The organism is Proteiniphilum acetatigenes DSM 18083 (assembly GCF_000380985.1).
Taxonomy (GTDB): domain Bacteria; phylum Bacteroidota; class Bacteroidia; order Bacteroidales; family Dysgonomonadaceae; genus Proteiniphilum; species Proteiniphilum acetatigenes.
In genome coordinates this window covers 127,031-145,186 of the sequence record NZ_KB905696.1, presented here as the reverse complement: position 1 = coordinate 145,186, position 18,156 = coordinate 127,031, and the positions used below count along the sequence as shown (strand labels likewise).

Genomic DNA, 18,156 nt, shown 5'->3' with positions numbered 1-18,156 from the left:
TGAATCAGGTAGCATTTTTAAAGAAAAAAACAATGTGTTGTATGATACTTGTGGCTTCTCTGTTCCCTATTCCGGAGAGTGTATATGCTTCCGGTCGTTCCGGTGAAGTGAATCAGCAGAAAGTAGTAGCAACAGGTATTGTCCTTGATGAAATGGGAGATCCTTTACCTGGCGTCTCTATCGTAGAGAAGGACAAGGAAAGTAATGGAACAATAACGGATATTGATGGCCGTTTCTCTCTGACTGTGGAGGGTACAGGTACATTAGTATTGAGTTTTATCGGTTATAAGACAATAGAAGTTCCGGCATCGAGTGCAAAGGATATTGTCATTCGGCTGAATGAAGATGCCTTGAATCTGGAAGAGGTTGTTGTGACAGGTTATACCACCCAGCGAAAAGCAGACCTGACGGGTGCGGTATCTGTGGTAAAAGTTGATCAGATCCGTTCAAGCACTACCGGAAGTGCCATGCGTGCAATTCAGGGGAGGGTGGCAGGTATGGCAGTATCCGCAAATGGTTCACCCAATCCCGGAGCTACCGTACGTATTCGTGGAGAAGGAACATTGAACAACAACGACCCTTTGTATATAATTGACGGTACACCTACAACCCGCTCCATGGAAGAGCTTGCCACGTTGGATATCGAATCAATTCAGGTCTTGAAAGACGCTTCATCCGCTTCTATTTATGGTTCACGTGCGGCCAACGGGGTTATTATCATAACAACCCGTAAAGGGAAGAGAGGAACTACAGTAGATTTTAAAGCTTCCTATACGGTGACCAGTAGTAAGAAACCGTATGGACTCATGAATACCGAGCAACGGGGTATTGCTCAATATTGGGCAATTAAAAATGATAATCCGAATGTCGACCCTAATCAGGTAGGTATTGGTTATGTGAATGGGCACGGAGGTTTATACCGGTATGAGGATCATCAGGATGCAAATGGAAACTGGGTATTGGATAACGTCTCCTGGAGAGAGTTCCTGGATCCGATAGAACAGACAATGCGTTCGGCTGATACAGACTGGCAAAAAGAAATACTCAGGACCGGACAAATCCAACAATACAATATTACGCTTTCTTCGGGTACCGATAGTGGTAATGCCTTGTTCGCACTGGATCTTTATGATAATAAAGGAACAATTAAAGGTAGTTATTTCAGACGTTTCAATGGTCGGGTCAATACGGACTACAGTTGGTTGGACGGCCGGGTTAGGGTCGGTGAGAATTTTACGATTTCTCAATGGAGAAGCAATCCCAATATAGGTGACGGTAATTTAGGTTCTACCAAGTCGCTGATGTCCATAGTGCCGGTTCATACGGTGGATGGAATAGGTTGGGGAGGACCTATCGGCGGGATGAGTGACCGTCAGAATCCGGTTCGACTGATAGAGGATAATCTACAGAATTGTCAGGATAATTTGCGCTTGTTTGGAAATGGCTATATCAGTATTGAATTATTGAAAGGTTTGACTTTCCGTTCCTCTCTCGGTATAGATTTTGTCGGTCAGACAAGGAGAATAATGGATTTGACATATAAATCCGGTTTCATGAGCGAGAGCCGAAATAAAGTGACTCAGTCGTCCGGTTATAACTTCGACTGGAATAACAGTAACATCCTGCAATATGTATTTGATGTGGATAAACATAATTTTGATGTTATGCTCGGTCAGGAGACTATAGATCATAATTATCAGCACCATTGGGGTAGCCGTCGTGTGTTTGCACTCGAAACGCCTGAGTATATGCAGTTAGATGCCGGTGAAGAGGATCGTGATAACGGGGGTAATTCCAGCCATAATACTTTGATATCCTGGTTTGGTAAAGCCAATTATAATTATGATAACCGTTATCTGGCCTCCTTTACTCTCCGGCGGGATGCTTCCTCTGTCTTTGGAGAAAATAATCGTTGGGCTACATTCCCCGCATTCTCACTGGGATGGACTTTGAATAACGAGGCTTTCCTGAGAGATGCGCTGTCCGGATTTTCTATTTTGAAACTCAGGTATGGTTGGGGACAAAATGGTAATTCACGAATTGATGATTATGCAGCCTATTTAATGTATCAGGCTTTGTATGACTATAATTCCCATGATTGGAACTGGGGTACAGCCTATGATTTCACAGGCCAGGGAGGAAATAACCTGCCTTCGGGTTTTCGCCGGACACAGCGAAACAATCCGAATCTGAAATGGGAGACAACTACTCAACATAATATTGGTGTAGATTTCGGGTTCTTCAATTCAAAATTAGGAGGCTCCCTCGACTATTATATCAAAAAGACAACCGATATTTTGATGAAGCCGGGAACAGTTGCCACGTTGGGTGAGGGAGCTCATATGTGGTTAAACGGTGCCGATATAGATAATAAAGGATTTGAACTGACTCTAAGTTATACGGACAAAATAGGAGAAGTCGGCTTTGATGTCAGTGGAGTTTTCTCACATAATAAGCAGAAGATCGTAAAAGTGCCGGAAGAGGTAATTAACAATTTTGCCGGGAACGGAACAGACCAGAATGTTTTAGGGCGTTCGCGTACTTCTATGTATGGATATATTGCCGATGGTTTATTCCAGTCCCAGGCAGAAGTGGAAGCCCACGCTACTCAGGTAGGTGCTGCTCCCGGACGGATCCGTTATCGTGACATCAATGGCGATGGCAAAATCAACAGCGAAGACCGTACATGGTTAGGTAACCAGGACCCAAAACTGGAGTATGGTATTAATCTGGGGTTGACCTGGAGAGATTTTGACTTCTCTGTATTCTTAAATGGGATATTTGGAAAGAAATTGAATGTAGGTGGTTGGAAATCATGGACCGATATTTATGCATTAAGTACCTCGGGAGAGAACTATGGTACGCGTATACTGGATGCATGGACACCGACCAATACAAATACTACTATTCCGGCTATGTCCATTAATAACTATAACGATGAGGGGCGTTTTTCTACCTATTATGTGGAAAGCGGTTCCTATATGAAGATCCGAAATATGGAATTAGGATATACAGTTCCTAAAGTGTTATTGGAAAAAGCAAAAATAAACAGAGTTCGTTTAGCATTGAGGGCCGATAATGTACTTACCCTGAAAAAGACATGGGGTGATGATCTTTATACGGGGCTTGATCCTGAAACACCGGGGAATAGTTACCCGTTGCCATTCTCAATGACATTTGCTGTAAATATTTCATTTTAAGTAGTAATAAAAAATAAGAAATCATATGAAACGAGCATGATAACTGTTTTTACACAAGAACGTTTTCGATAAGCGAATACATAGGAAAAACTTGTTTTTACTATGTTGAGCGTAGAAAACGACTAACTTCAGTGAACATGACTAAATGCGAGTTCCATATGACACCATTGAAAATAAATAATTTTAGTCATATGAAAACGGTCAAAATAATCAGTTTGGGTTTATTCCTTTCGTTGTTTTCCGCATGTGAATCCATGCTTGAAACAAAACCACAGGGAGTGGTCGCCGATAAAGACCTGAATACCCCGGAGAGGGTAGAACAAATGATAAATGCTGCTTATTCGTTTTGCGGACAGAATCACTTTAACAAGCAGATTGGCATGCCTTATGAAGAAGGTTCAGTAAGAGGGGGAGAAGCTTATAAAGGAGGTTCCGGTACGAACGATAATGAAGAGAGGAACCGATGGGAGACCTTTACTTATCTGCAGCCTACGAATGTAGGTGATCTGGATAACCTATGGTGGGTACATTATGTTGCCGTAGGACGTATTCACGATGCTTTGCGGAAGGTTAAGAATCTTACACCAGAGGAGTACCCCCTTCGGGAGCAGCGTATTGCAGAACTTCGCTTTCTGCGTGGACACATCTATATGTATATGAAACTGTGTTTCAAATTCTTCCCTTATATCGATGAAGATACCCCGGAAGAGATGTATGATAAGGTAAGTAATGATGAACTGACAAATGATGAATTATGGGGAAAACTTATTGACGATTTCCGGTATGCAGCGCAAATACTACCTGAAAGACAGGATGAGGTGGGTCGGCCGACAAAGTTTGCTGCGAAAGCTTATCTGGCCAAGACGTTGATTTTTGCAGCCTATGAACAGGATGATAAGCATAATGTAATCAATGTCAATCGGGATAAGCTGACTGAAGTCGCTTCTTTATGCAAGGATATTATTGACAATTCCGGAAGTTCCCTGGCCCCCGATTTTGCAGAGAATTTTCTTTGTGAATACCAGAACGGAGCGGAATCTATCTGGGCTATTCAGTACACAACAGACACGCCACAGGGACGTTTAAATTCGTGGTTGGTTTCACCGGTAAATTCCGATTATGGATGTTGCGGATTTTTACAGCCTTCTGTCAATATGATGAACCGGCACAAAACGGTGAATGGGGTTCCTGATTTTGAGAATTATAATAAGGGAAGAACATTAGATAATAAGGCGGCTTTCGCTGAAATGCCGATGGATCCGCGTCTGATGCATACTGCCTGTGTACCGGGTATGCCCTGGAAATATGAACCATCTTATATTATGGAAGAAAACTGGGTGCGTACACCGGAAGTTTACGGATATTCGATGAGTCAGAAATTATTGGTTTTACCTACCAGCGATTGTTTTAAAAAGACTAATCCCTTTATGGGTGCTGGTTTAAACTGGGATGTATTGCGTTTGGATGAAGTGATGCTGTGGCGTGCAGAAGTATTGATCCAATTGGAGCAAAATATGGACGAAGCATTGTCTTTGATTAATAAGGTTCGTGAGCGTGCCGCTAACAGTACGGGACGATTGGTATTTGAAGATGGGACACCTACGGGTAAATTTGACGTTCAGCCATATAAACCCGGAGTCAATTGTCCGCCATGGACAAAGGATTTTGCCATGCAGGCACTTCGCTGGGAGCGTCATCTGGAGTTTTCTACCGAAGGGAAATGGTTTTTTGACCTTGTGCGTTGGGGTATTGCCGCAGAATTTATGAATGAATATTTTGAGGTGGAAAAAGAAAGGCGTTCCTACCTGAAGGATGCCAAATTTACGAAGAATCGGGATGAGTATTTTCCCATCCCTCAGCAGCAGATCAGCTATGTGAAGGGATTGTATAAACAAAATGCAGGATGGTAAAACAAAGTGCTCTCAGCGGTTTGGAATAGTTTAATCCAACCGCTGAGAAACTTTCTCTGTACTCATTTAAGCCGGATGACTGCTGCCGATTGGCAGAAAATATCGCTGAAACGGAGACTAATTGATGGACGGATAACGAAAACAAATAAAATAGTCGTATGAAATGAGCATGATAACTGTTCTCACACAAGAATATGATAATATGCGAGTTCCATACGACCATAGTGTAAAAAATTAAATATTATCGTATGAAAAAAGAGAGTATAATCGAAAAAATAATTCCAGTAATGTTTGTCTTTTTTACAATGGGATTTATTGACCTGATCGGAATAGCAACGAATTATGTGAAAAGTGATTTTGCTCTTTCCGATACCGCGGCCAATGCTTTCTCGGTCATGGTATTCTTATGGTTCCTTGTGTTTTCTGTTCCGACAGGAATACTGATGAATAAAATAGGACGTAAAAAAACTGTATTGCTAAGTTTAGTTGTAACCTTTATAGGGCTGTGTATCCCATTTTTGATCTATACCGGTTTTTCGATGTTACTCTGCTTTTCTTTATTGGGATTGGGGAATACTTTGATGCAGGTGTCCCTTAATCCCTTATTGACAAATATCGTTCAGGGAAATAAACTGCCCAGTTATCTTACAATGGGACAGTTTGTGAAAGCAATTGCTTCATTTATTGCACCTGTTATTGCTGCCCAGGCATTGATCTATTACGGGAATTGGAAACTTTTATTTCCTCTTTTTGCTGTTGCCACTCTGATTGCTATGGTTTATCTGTATTTTACAGAGATCAAAGAGCATGTGATAGAGGGAAAACCATCTTCTTTTAAGGAGTGTGTTGGATTGTTGAAAAATAAGGTTATTTTCATTCTCTTCTTAGGTATATTAGTCCATGTAGGCATAGATGTAGGGGTGAATATTACTGCCCCTAAGCTCCTGATAGAAAGAGTCGGCATGGTATTGGCAGATGCCGGATATGCTACCAGTCTTTATTTTTTGTTCAGAACGTTCGGTTGTTTTGCAGGTACTTTTATATTGGCTAAATTTCCTCCACGAAATTTCTTTACAGTAAGCGTTTGTATGATTCTGTTCGGAATCCTGGGGCTTTATTTTAGCTATAATCAGATAACGATCTATATATGTGTTGCTTTGATAGGATTAGGTAACTCTAATATATTCCCGATTATTTTCTCGCGTGCTATGATGTATATGCCAGCCCGGAGCAATGAGATATCAGGACTGATGATCATGGGAATAGCCGGAGGTGCTGTATTTCCACTGCTGATGGGTGTGGCTTCCGATAGTTTGGGAGGGCAAACAGGGGCTGTTATTGTATTGACGGTTTGCGTAGCTTATCTGGTTTTTCTGACGTTCAAATTTAAGTCGATCTATCAGAAAGGGTGAAAATTGAGAGTAGTAATTAAAGAAAGACAATATGTACTTTATTGGAATAGATATAGGAACCAGCTCTATAAGTGGTGTTATATATGATTACGAAAAAAAAGAAATAGAATCGGTCACACTGGAAAACGATGCCACAATCTTGTCAAAAGATGATTGGGAAAAAATTCAGGACCCTGATCGAATTTTACAACTGGTACTGGAAATAGTGGATGGTTTCATTAACCGTTATACAAATATACAAGGGATAGGCGTTACCGGGCAAATGCACGGGATACTCTATATTGATAACGAGGGTAACGCCGTCAGCCCTCTCTTTACCTGGCAAGACAGACGTGCTAACCAATTATATAAGGGTGATAAAACATATTCGGCTTATTTGTCCGGGATAACCGGATATCCGGTAGCTACCGGCTTCGGGCTGGTTACCCATTTTTATAATATGAAGAACAATCTGATTCCCGAAAATACCCAACAGATATGTACTATAATGGATTATACCGTAATGAAATTGTCAGGAAGGAAAAACCCTTTGACAGATTATTCCATCGGCGCCAGTCTCGGTTTCTTCGATTTGGAAAATCTTGTATTCGACAAAGTGGCTTTTGAAAAGATAGGTGTCGATTGCTCCTTGTTACCGCAGTTGAGAGAATCTGCCAGTTATTGTGGAAGTTTTAGAGGAATAATCCCTGTATATTCTGCAATAGGAGATAATCAGGCCGCTTTTCTTGGATCGGTAAAAGATATCCATAAATCTATTCATATAACTGTCGGAACCAGTAGTCAAATATCTGTTTATTGTGACAAGTATATCAGGATACCGACTTTAGATACACGTCCCTTTCCTGGAGGAGGATATATTTTAGTAGGTGCTGCTTTGTGTGGAGGGCAGGCCTTTGCTATGTTAAAGAATTTCTTTATGCAGGTACTTCAATTATTCACGGGAGAAATTCTGTCGGAGTCAGATGTCTATAGGATAATGACCACAGTACCGTATAAGAGAAATGAAGAAGATATGCCCATTGTCTCAACATTGTTTGATGGTACTCGTTTTGCTCCATGGAAAAGAGGAGAGATAGAAAGTATATCACTCACTAATTTCACCCCGGAGAATTTAATTATAGGCTTCCTGAAAGGGATTAGCCGGGAATTATATGACTTTTATTATAACTTACCTGAGGAAATAAAAGGCAACAAAGATACAATAATAGGCTCAGGAAATGCTTTAAAGAAAAATCCCCTGTTGTGCAGAGCTTTTGAGGAACAATTCGGCAGTAATGTAACCTTTTCTCCTTATCAGGAAGAAGCTGCGTTCGGTGCCTGTCTTAGTGCCGTGATGGGAGAAGGATATCCGATCAATAAGTAACAATCTGCATAAAAAATGATTTTTATTTCAGAATTGCCCTGACAACAAACCATATATGATGGAAAAAGGTAGAGATATGTCCGTAATACTTTGCCATGATGCGATAACGCTCTTTCAAAGAAGCTTGTCGGTTGGTCGTGGTCATCCCTTCGTTCAGGTAGTTGATCAGTGTGAGACGGGTGTTGTGGATAGAGGTGGCTTTTTTCATCATGCGGATACACCAGTCAAAATCGGAAGAGAAGCGGTAGGAGAGGTCGTAGGGTTCCGACAGCTCACGCTTTACAATAAAAGCCTGATGGCAGACCAGCATCCCCTGCTTAAAACTTTTCCATGTGAGCCTGTCGGGTGCTTTCAGCCGACGCATATAGAGAAAATTGCCTTTATCGTCTACAATGGCAGTTTCTCCGTAGAGGATATCCGGTGGTTTGTTTGTATCGAATGAATGCATCATTCTTTCTACTGTATCCGGTGCATGAAAAGTGTCTCCCGCATTCAGAAAACAGAGCCAATCGCCGGAAGCCATCCCGATGGCTTTGTTCATGGCGTCGTACAGACCCTGGTCGGGTTCGCTGACCCATCTTAACTTCCCTTGTGCGCTCACCTTCTCCTCTGCATATTTGCGAATCAGTTCCACTGTTCCGTCACCCGATACTCCGTCCACAATCAAATGCTCCAGATGAGGATATGTCTGTTCCTGTACGCTTTCCAACGTTCGTTCCAGCGTTTTCTCAGCATTCCAGGTAACGGTAATAACAGTTAGTTTTATCATTTTCGGGCGTATATGGCAATGTAAGGTGATAATAACTTACCCTTCACAGGAAATAATTTGGCGGCATAACTCAGTATCTTTACCCACTTTCTCCTGTTTCGGTGTTCAGGTTTTGGTTCGAGCCAGAGCATCGGCTTTCCGATATATTCTACCGAAACATCATGAAGGTTGAATGATTGCATGATCTCTTTCAGACCGGATATTTCCATCGATTGGAGATTATGAGCCTCCAGATTCTCTCTATCGAATCGTTTCTGGAGTTTTCCATTTAACCCCAGGAAATTGGGGATAAGTATCAGCAACTGCCCATTCTCCGAGAGTAGTTTGACATGGCGACTAATCACATCCCTTGTGTCTTCGAAATGCTCGATAAAACCGGAGGAGAAAACCACATCATATTTTTTGTCGGAAGAAAATGTGAAAAAATCACTTTCTATACACTGGATAACCCCTTCAGGTAATCCGTTGATCTTCTCTAAATTCCGAATAATATCCTTGTTGATATAAAAATCAACGATCGTTACATCATGTATGCCACGTTGATAGAAACAGGCGGCAAAGATTCCGGGAAAGCCACCGATCTCGATAAAGTTCTCACCTTTCACCAACATCGGTATAAACTTTTCGAATACTACTTTCTTAGGTATACTGTCGTACTGGTAGTTACTCCAGTAGTTATCCCAGTATTCTTTATCGGTTATATTGTTATTCTCCTTCATACAATTAAAAGTTTAGATACAAGAACCAGGAGTCAAGACACAGGACATAATTGTATACTTGTGTATAAACGGTTCATCAGCTTGTTTCGTACTCGTAAATTTCCTTGTATTGTTGTGCGACTTTCACCTGGGTGTATTCTTCCAGCACTTTGTTGCGGGCGTTGACAAAAAGCGTTTCGGAATCGGCTTCAAATAATGTCCAGATCAGTCCATCTGCCAGATCTTGTGCATTTTTGTATTCGGCTACGTATCCGTTCTTCCGGTGATCGATCATTTCCGGAATTCCCCCGGTACGAAAACCTACACAAGGCGTGCCGCAGGCCATCGCCTCCATAATGGTGTTGGGCAAGTTCTCATAGAGAGAGGGAGTGATGAACAGGTCGGATGCATTATAGAGCTCCGGCATCTGTTGGGGAGAAATATATCCCATACTCCTTGTTGGCAGGGAAAGCCTCTTCTCTATCTCCTCTCCCTGGCTCCCGGCGATAAGAAAAAGCAGGTTTTCCGAATGGTGTGCCATCAGCCTGGCTGCCTCCACCAAATAGTCCATCCCTTTGCGCTTGTCGGCTGCTTTCACTGCTGCGAACAGAATAATTTTTTTATCAAGTGGCAAATTCAGTTTTTTACGTATTTCGCTTTTATCCATCGGGCGGTAGGTTTCAGTATCGATAGGATTGGGGATGGAAGTAACCCTGTGTCCCTGTGTAAGAGGGCTCTGCTCGGCCAACTCCCGTAACCAGTGGCTACATGCTGTAAAAGTGATATTGCCGGTTAAGTAGGTAGAATGCTTCCGTTTGAAAATAATATGTGAGAGGTCTTTTCGGGAGGGTCTTTTCAGATAGGGACAATGTCCGCACCCGAAGGTATAGGCGTCACAGGCACCGGCATGGTGGCAGATGCCGGTAAACGGCCACATATCGTGCATTGTCCATACTACTTTTTTCCCGGAGGAGAGGATTTTTCCGATCTCTTTGATGGAGAGCATCCCCTGGTTTATCCAATGTAGATGGATAACGTCAGCCTCTTTGAATACCGGGAGTTCCGTAATGGATACACCCGTATTGGCGATTGAGACATCGAACAGGTTCTTTCTTGACAGGCGATTGTAAAGATAAATAACACCACGCTCCCGATAGAACCGTAGCGTATTCACCTCTTTGCTTCCCGCGGTAAATACCGCCGTATCACTTCCCAGTTTGGTACGCACCACCATTGAAACATCGCATCCGGCAAGGCGCATTGCATGCAATAACCGGGTCGCGGCTATGGCTGCTCCTCCCTGTATGTCGTATGTGCTGATAATAAGTACCTTCATTTCTGAATATTCGATGCAAGAATGCAAAAGTAACGATTTTGGATGATAAGTTATTCTTTGGGTTTCTTCTTAACAGTATGTTTGACCTTCAGTACTGAAAAGTTAAACTCAATTGTGGTTTCCGTCCCTACTGTCTGAGAATCATCGCTTAATATGTCAGAAATCAGTTCTCCGCTTTTTTTTATCATAGACTTTTGTCGCTCTTTATCGGACTGTTCCGATAATTGAGAGATCGTACGGGATAATTCTCTAACTTTGGCAAAAGTTTCAATAATTGCGATGGTGGTTTCCGTTGCTTTTGGTGATTTCAGGATGGTTGCCAACATATATAAACCTTTCTCGGAAAAACATTTTGCGTTGTATTTTGCATGTTTACCGCGTCCGGTATTTTTTAAGGTCGAAATTTTCGACCTTAAAAAATTCATTTCATCATCCGTCAAAGTAATAATATATCCTTCGGGAAATTTACCGGGATTATTCTTTACTGCTTCGTTGATACGCTTTGTCTCTACATTGTACAATTCAGCTACATCACTGTCAAGGATTACTTGTTTTCCCTGGATCGTAAAGATTTTGTTTTCGATTGCTTGTAGTTCCATATTCTTTTTGTGTTTTAATATCCTGTTTGTCGCGTACCGCCATCAATATATCGTATCTGGCATGGCGCGCTGCATGTAATAACCGGCTTGCGGTTATGGTTGCTCCTCCCTGTATATCGTTATCGTATGTACTGATGAGAAGTACCTTCATTTTTACAATTATCAATGTGTAATTAGCAATCGGCCGACCATCAAATCAATGAGTTACTTTGTCGTGCGTAAGGATACAAAAGTAACGATTTTATACTATTTGAAAAAATATGTAAACTTAAATAAGGATAAGGAAGAAAAACTTCTATATCGTGTTTTGCCAAGTGTTTTAACCATAGCCGAGACAGAACGCCGAATGAACAAGACTCCCGGCCAATTTTGAAAATATCTCTATCCCTTATTTTCAGATTAGTGTCCGGTCATTTTTATATGACCAATAATCTCCTCTTTTTCTTTCGTGGAAAACGAACAAGGATAACTTTCCAATATTTTTACAGCTTTCAACCCCTTTTGTTTGTCACGTGCTATGAGAAGTTTGTTTATAGGCTTTAGCAGTTTATGTTTTTCAGTCAAAAGTGTTAACTGGCGTTTCTTTGATATGATTCTATCAGTATCAGGCTCTTTTAAAAGTTTCAAGATCATTTCATAGGCCTCTGATTTTGGAATTCAACCAACCGTTCTACCTCCGTAGTCTTCCACACCGTGCCTTCGAGTGGTTTATTGGGAGAAGAGAATAGTTCATTTTGGTCGCATGAGGCGAAAAGGATTAACAGTGCCGGGATGATCGTGTATATCCGTAATCCTACATAGTTGATATTCATTGTTTTATCGCTTTGATCGTTTATTTAAAAGCAGAATATAAATATTTTTTATAATAGTTAATAATAATACTTTAAAATAAGGTATTTTTTTGAATTATGCAATAGATTATTGGCTAAATAAACTTAAATAATCGATATTTTTTAAGTGTTTTGTTTACAGTGTATTAGGGTCAGATGAGAGAAATCCATTCCTGAAAAGGAAGAAGAGATCATACAGAAAAAGAGATATACACCACAAAAATACTTTTACTGTAGTATAGTTTATCGTGTGGGGTCTAATAGTCTTCGCCTACGTGATACAATCTTACATGACCAGGGAGAAAAAAGACTCATATAAACACTTTGATTGTTTGGCCAAAAGTAGTATTTTTGTGTAAATTGGCAGTGAGCGAAATGCAGAATATATCGGGATTGGAGCAAATATATACAAAAATCGGAGAGGTGGGAAATACTTTGTTGAGCCTTTTCCGTATTATCCTGTTGTCAAGGAGGGTAAAACCGTTTTCCCTGCCGGTGTACAATAACAATAAAGAGCTAGTTGTGCTGGGAAACGGCCCTTCACTCCGCCTGTTATTATCCGAACGGTCATCTTTTCTGGAAGGGAAAGATCTGATGATGGTCAATTTTTCGGCTTCTTCGGATGATTTCGCCAGATTCCGCCCCATGTTTTACCTGCTGATGGATCCTGCTTTTTTTGAAGATGAAGCCACACGGCAGAAACTTTTTGTGCCGATGGTAGATAGAACGGTGTGGGAGATGCATCTCTTCGTTCCGGTAAGTGCACGTAAATATGCTGCCTGGCAGGAGATAGTAAGCCGGTCGCCTTATATCCGTATTCACTGGTTCAACGCTACTCCCGTGGAAGGCGTGGTTAGTTTTCGTCATTTCTGTTACAGAAAACGACTTGGAATGCCCCGTCCGCGTAATGTGTTGGTGGCGTGTCTGATGGTGGCGCTTCAACTGCCTTATGATACGATCTATCTGGCTGGTGCTGATCATTCCTGGATGAAGGAAATCTGGGTGGATGAAAATAATATTGTCAATGAAGACCGGGCACATTTCTATGACCGGAATAGTACGCAACGGGTGGTGTCTTCGCATAGGTTACATGAATTGCTGGACAGCATGGCAGTCGCCTTCCGTTCATACCATGAGGTGGAGGCTTACAGCAGGAAGAGAGGAAAAGAAATCATCAATATAACTCCCGGCTCGTTCATTGATGCTTTTAGGAGGATGTCTGTTGACTGATATGGAAAAAGGAGATACAACAGGGATTATTATCCAGGCACGTATGGGAGCCACCCGTCTGCCCGGTAAGATGGTCAGGCCATTCTATAAAGAGAAAGGCGTACTGGAATTGCTGTTGCAAAGGTTGAAGGAGCATTTTGCCCGTAAACAGGAGGTTGTAATGCTGGTGGCGACTACTGTGAATCCGTCGGATAATCTCATTGAAGAGATTGGGAAAAGGTGTGGTTTTCCTGTATTTCGGGGGAGTGAGGAAGATGTCCTCCGGCGTTTTATTGACGCGGCATCTTATAGCGGAGCAGGAAAGGTAATCCGTATTTGCGCAGACAATCCGTTCCTCGATATGGATGCTGTGGAGATGTTGGCCGGGCGTATCAATGCACAGCATCATGATTATATCGCTTTTTCCACATCGCAGGGGGTGCCAACGATAAAAACACATTGGGGATTCTGGCCGGAAGCGGTGCGTTCCGATGCGCTGAAGCGCGTTGCAGAGGCAACCACAGAAGAACTTTACCGTGAGCATGTCACCAATTACATCTACACGCACCCCGATGGTTTTGATATCGATCTTATTCCTATTCCACGGGAGGTAGAAGAGAACAGCAATATCCGCCTGACACTGGATACGCCGGAAGATTTTGAAATGCAGTGTACAATTTATGCCCGTTGCATGGAAAGGTACGGGAGGATCGATATTCAGTCTGTACTGGAAACATTAGAGGCTTTTCCCGGGTTTTACGAACAGATGAAACAGCAAATCCGTTTGAACATCAAATAAACAGCATGAATCTATTTAATGATTAAAATATCTTGTGTCTTGATTCTTGGCTCTTGTGTCTAAATTTATAATCATATGAACCCACATACCTATATAATCGGGGAGATCGGTCAGAACCATAACGGTTCAGTGGATATTGCCAAACTGATTGTCGATCTGGTGTCCCGTCCGGTGAAAGAAGAGGTTTTCGATATCGACCTGAAGCCGATGGATGCCGTGAAATTGACGAAACGTGATCTGAAAGAGGAACTGTCAGTCTCACAGATGAATCAGCCATATAATTCGCCGCACGCTTTTGGCAGAACCTATGGCGAACACCGGGCGTTCCTCGAGTTGTCGGACGAAGAGCATCACGAAATATATCAACATGCCCGGTCGAGAGGACTCGAATTTGTAGAAACTCTTTGTGCAATAGGTTGCCTCTCATTGCTGAAACTCTTTACACCCGACTATTTGAAAGTAGCCAGCCGCGACCTGACCAATCTTCCACTGCTGGAAGCGATGGCTGAGACAAAAATCCCTATCATCTTGTCGACCGGTATGACAGGAAAGAAAGAGCTGGACGATGCGCTCGATATTATTACCCGGTATCATTCCAGTATATCCATACTGCATTGCGTGTCGCAATATCCAACGCATCCCGATAAATTGAACCTCAATACGATCCGTTATCTGAAGAAACATTACGGTCAGTACCGTATCGGTTTTTCCGACCATACCATCGGTATTGCAGCGGCGGCGGTTGCAGTAGGGATGGGAGCAGAAATAATTGAAAAACATGTATCTATCGACCGCCGTATGAAAGGGACAGACCAGGCCGGGTCGTTAGGTCCTGACGGAGTCAACCGAATGATCCGTGATATTCGTGTGACCGAAAGGTGGTTAGGAAAAGAAGATCTTTTTGTAGAAGAGGAAGTCGCAGAAGCGCGCCGCAAACTCGAACGGTCGTTGGCTGCCAAACGAGACCTGTTGCCGGGAGATGTGATCTCCGAAAGCGACTTGCACCTTCTAAGCCCGGGCGACGGCTACCAGTGGGCAGATAGGGGACTTGTGATCGGGCGTACGGTAACAAAGAAAATACCGAAGGATGAAATTATTTATGGTGATTTTCTGGGTTGACAAATAATGATGAATAGCTCTCTTTGAATGGACTGATGCATATGGATGAAACTGAAATGAAGAAAAATCTCCCGAAACTGGTGATTACGGATATCGATGGGGTATGGACGGATGGCGGTATGTACTATACGGCCGAAGGCGATGTGATGAAAAAATTCTCTGTCCGTGACGGATGGGGAGTGGCGATGCTTCGGAAACACGGTGTCGATACGGTCATAATGACCGGTGAGAATACGGAAATCGTGAAGCAACGGGCACGGAAACTTCGTATCGGGCGTTGTTATATAGGCGTTCAGGATAAACTGCAACTGGCTAAACTTCTTTGCGGAGAACTCCATATTTCTTTGCAGGATATTGCGTTTATCGGTGACGATATCAACGACCTGCCACTGCTGCGTACGGTAGGATTCAGTGCCGCACCGGCTGATGCTTCGGATTATATCCAAAAAGAGGTGAGCTATGTGACAAACAGACAGGGCGGCCGGGGTGCTTTCCGCGAATTTGTGGAAAAGATATTATACGACTGCGGGTTACTTCACTCTACCGTAGAGTCGTTGTTGCCTTTGTGATCGTTCTTCCGGAGATCTTTTACGTTTTTTATCTTGTTTGCGATTGTATTAAATATATCTTGTTGTATAGTCGATCGCAATAATTTGTTGATACCGGTGTAAATAAGAAAGCCGGCAGTAATCTGTAATACCAGTTGCCAATAAGGGTTCTCTGTAATCATTGGAACAAGCATCAACAGGGCGCATACCGATCCGCCGATCACGATATAGGGAAATATATCTTTCAATTGTTGTTTGATACTGTATTGAGTAGCGCGGCTTGTAATAATGAGAGCGATGACATAATGAGCCAATCCTGCAGCAGCCTGTCCTGCCACTAATGCAGGAATACTTATCCGCACGGTCAGTAAGATGGCAAGAAGGATAACTCCATTTTTTATCAGTTCGAAATGAAAAACCGTTTTAGTCCTTCCCTGGGCAATAAGGTAGTTGGTCATAAGCGTAGTGAACACAAAGAAAATACCTTTCACCAGCAGGAGTTGGAATAGTGGAATCGAGGCATCCCACTTTGTTCCGAACAGGACATGGAACAACGGTGTTGCCACAACGATCAATCCCAGAAAGAAAGGAAAAGAGAGATAGGCTGCGGTACGGTTTGTTTTCCCATAAACACGCTGCATCCGTTCGGGATCATCCTGTATGGAAGAGAGTGCAGGGAAGAGCGACTGTCCCAATGCCTGTCCCAGCGCGGTATATCCCATCTTGCTCCAGCGATCTGCCTGGCTATAGTATCCCAGGTCCCTGAGACTGTACCAAATACCGATAATTAGCGGATACAGATTCTGGAACAATGTCCCCGTAAATGAGGCGAGAAACATGTTCTTTCCTGTTGAGTAAAGACTCATGAAAGATGCCTTGTCAAATTGAATACGTGGACGCCAGCTGTTTTGCACCCATAACAGGATGGAGCGTACAGCTGCTAATGCCAGCGCCTGGGCGACCAATGCCCAGGGGCCGTATCCGTTTAAAGCCAATATTACGGCAATGGTACCCGATATCAACAATGGAACAATGTTGGATATGGCAAAGGCCTTCATGTGCATATTGCGCATCAGGATGCTGCTCTGTACCAGTCCGAAAGCCTGAATAATTACAGTAAGGAACATTGTCCGGGAGAGCGGAACCAGCCGTGCGTCTTCGAACCAGACCGCAATAAGCGGTGCCAGAAAAAAGAGGAGCAGATATAAGACTATTGATGCTGATAAATTGAAAAAGAAAATGGTATTGTAATCCCTGTCGGTAATGTTTTTCCGTTGTATAAGTGCCACAGTAAAGCCGCTGTCGATAAAAACACTAAGAAATGCAGAGAAGACTGTGATGATGTGGATCAACCCGAAATCTTCAGGAAAGAGGGTATTGGCCAGGATAATCCCGACAACAGCATATGTTATCTGAGAAAACGTCTTGTCGAAGGTATTCCAGACCAACGCGTTTACTGTCTTTTCTTTCAGTGTCTTCTCCATTTCCGGTGTTATTGGATGATGATCTCCCGGATGTCAGGTCGTTTAAAAATCGGTCTTAGAGGACAATATATTCCGCTGTAATACCTGTAGCGAGACCTGTTTCCCCACCTTGATCCCTTTGCGGCTAAGATGTGTTTCTACCGTTTGGTAGGCCAGTTCCGGATTGTTATTGTCACCGCTGAGGTGACAGAGCCAGATATTCCGGAGGTCGGACGAGTAATTGTTAGCCAGGAACTCGGCTGTTTGACGGTTACTAAGGTGTCCCGATCCGGAGGAGATACGTTGTTTCAATGGATAGGGATAGCGTCCGTTGTTTAGCATCTCTTCATCATAATTACTCTCTATGACGAGGTGATTGGCCTTGCATATATAGTAGGCTACTTCGTCGGTAATGGAGCCTACATCAGTGGCTAGAGTGAATCTATGATTACCGAACTGAATAAAGTACCCGGAATTATCTACGCTATCGTGGGGCACGTTGAAAGCGGTAATTTGGAAATCTTCAATTTGAAATGGTGTCCCTTTTTCAATATATCTGGTGGATCCGTTGAGATTGTTGCGGACAAGGGGATGGTTCATTATAGCCTTGTGTACCTCGCGGGTGGCATAGACCGGGATATACAGCTTCTCTCCCAGGTAACCCACCGATTTGATATGGTCATAGTGGTCGTGTGTGACCAGAATCGCCATGATTGAGGAGAGCTCGACTCCATAATGAGCAAGCCGCTTTTTGATGACACGGGGACCGATACCGGCATCGATCAGGATGCCGTAATGAGAATTTCCCAGATAGTAGCTGTTTCCACAACTACCACTGCTCAGGCTGAAAAAAGAGAATCGTTCCGATGGAAAAAGTTCATACTGCATACTTACTAATGTG

General features: G+C 42.8%; 17 protein-coding genes. 8 read left to right on the top strand and 9 right to left on the bottom strand.

Annotated elements, in window-relative coordinates; genetic code table 11:
• Positions 1-41 precede the first annotated feature (41 nt).
• From F597_RS0108990 to F597_RS0108975, 4 genes are all read left to right on the top strand, one after another.
• Positions 42-3,200, top strand: a complete 3,159-nt coding sequence (locus tag F597_RS0108990) for a SusC/RagA family TonB-linked outer membrane protein (RefSeq protein ID WP_019539401.1) — start codon at positions 42-44, stop codon at positions 3,198-3,200.
• A gap of 191 nt (positions 3,201-3,391) precedes the next feature.
• On the top strand, positions 3,392-5,110 hold the full coding sequence (locus F597_RS0108985; RefSeq protein WP_019539400.1) for a RagB/SusD family nutrient uptake outer membrane protein: 1,719 nt from the start codon (positions 3,392-3,394) through the stop codon (positions 5,108-5,110).
• Between the two features lie 248 nt (positions 5,111-5,358).
• On the top strand, positions 5,359-6,522 hold the full coding sequence (locus F597_RS0108980; protein WP_019539399.1) for an MFS transporter: 1,164 nt from the start codon (positions 5,359-5,361) through the stop codon (positions 6,520-6,522).
• Positions 6,523-6,553: 31 nt separating this feature from the next.
• Entirely contained in the window at positions 6,554-7,885 is a 1,332-nt protein-coding gene (locus tag F597_RS0108975) for a sedoheptulokinase (RefSeq protein WP_019539398.1), read from the top strand.
• Positions 7,886-7,907: 22 nt separating this feature from the next.
• On the opposite strand, the gene F597_RS0108970 is transcribed toward F597_RS0108975, so the two are convergent.
• The 7 genes from F597_RS0108970 to F597_RS0108945 form a co-directional block, all read right to left on the bottom strand.
• On the bottom strand, positions 7,908-8,654 hold the full coding sequence (locus F597_RS0108970; protein WP_019539397.1) for a glycosyltransferase family 2 protein: 747 nt from the start codon (positions 8,652-8,654) through the stop codon (positions 7,908-7,910).
• Positions 8,651-9,373 (bottom strand): class I SAM-dependent methyltransferase, encoded by a 723-nt coding sequence (locus tag F597_RS20465; protein WP_019539396.1) that lies wholly within the window; start codon positions 9,371-9,373, stop codon positions 8,651-8,653. The genes F597_RS0108970 and F597_RS20465 overlap by 4 nt, the downstream gene beginning before the upstream one ends.
• 76 nt (positions 9,374-9,449) lie before the next feature.
• Positions 9,450-10,688, bottom strand: coding sequence for a glycosyltransferase family 4 protein (locus tag F597_RS0108960; RefSeq protein WP_044060173.1), 1,239 nt, complete (start codon positions 10,686-10,688; stop codon positions 9,450-9,452).
• A gap of 50 nt (positions 10,689-10,738) precedes the next feature.
• Entirely contained in the window at positions 10,739-11,287 is a 549-nt protein-coding gene (locus tag F597_RS0108955; RefSeq protein ID WP_019539394.1) for an ORF6N domain-containing protein, read from the bottom strand.
• Entirely contained in the window at positions 11,226-11,438 is a 213-nt protein-coding gene (locus tag F597_RS22355) for a hypothetical protein (protein WP_139224209.1), read from the bottom strand. Before F597_RS22355 ends, F597_RS0108955 begins: the two co-directional genes overlap by 62 nt.
• Before the next feature lie 248 nt (positions 11,439-11,686).
• Positions 11,687-11,920, bottom strand: coding sequence for a hypothetical protein (locus F597_RS0108950; RefSeq protein WP_019539393.1), 234 nt, complete (start codon positions 11,918-11,920; stop codon positions 11,687-11,689).
• The gene (locus F597_RS0108945; RefSeq protein ID WP_019539392.1) at positions 11,917-12,099 is read right to left on the bottom strand and encodes a hypothetical protein; all 183 of its coding nucleotides are present in this window, start codon (positions 12,097-12,099) and stop codon (positions 11,917-11,919) included. Before F597_RS0108945 ends, F597_RS0108950 begins: the two co-directional genes overlap by 4 nt.
• A gap of 369 nt (positions 12,100-12,468) precedes the next feature.
• On the opposite strand from F597_RS0108945, the gene F597_RS0108940 reads away from it, so the two are divergent.
• From F597_RS0108940 to F597_RS0108925, 4 genes are all read left to right on the top strand, one after another.
• Positions 12,469-13,347, top strand: a complete 879-nt coding sequence (locus F597_RS0108940; protein WP_139224208.1) for a hypothetical protein — start codon at positions 12,469-12,471, stop codon at positions 13,345-13,347.
• A 1-nt stretch (position 13,348) separates the two neighbouring features.
• Complete coding sequence (locus F597_RS0108935) at positions 13,349-14,125, top strand: cytidylyltransferase domain-containing protein (protein WP_044060202.1); 777 nt, start codon at positions 13,349-13,351, stop codon at positions 14,123-14,125.
• A 75-nt stretch (positions 14,126-14,200) separates the two neighbouring features.
• Complete coding sequence (locus tag F597_RS0108930) at positions 14,201-15,244, top strand: N-acetylneuraminate synthase family protein (protein WP_019539389.1); 1,044 nt, start codon at positions 14,201-14,203, stop codon at positions 15,242-15,244.
• 56 nt (positions 15,245-15,300) lie between these two features.
• On the top strand, positions 15,301-15,813 hold the full coding sequence (locus F597_RS0108925) for a KdsC family phosphatase (RefSeq protein ID WP_026327303.1): 513 nt from the start codon (positions 15,301-15,303) through the stop codon (positions 15,811-15,813).
• Here the strand turns inward: F597_RS0108925 and F597_RS0108920 are convergent.
• Positions 15,780-17,276, bottom strand: a complete 1,497-nt coding sequence (locus F597_RS0108920) for a lipopolysaccharide biosynthesis protein (protein WP_019539387.1) — start codon at positions 17,274-17,276, stop codon at positions 15,780-15,782. The two genes, F597_RS0108925 and F597_RS0108920, sit on opposite strands and share 34 nt — an antisense overlap.
• Positions 17,277-17,318: 42 nt before the next feature.
• Positions 17,319-18,143, bottom strand: coding sequence for an MBL fold metallo-hydrolase (locus F597_RS0108915; RefSeq protein ID WP_019539386.1), 825 nt, complete (start codon positions 18,141-18,143; stop codon positions 17,319-17,321).
• Positions 18,144-18,156: the final 13 nt, after the last annotated feature.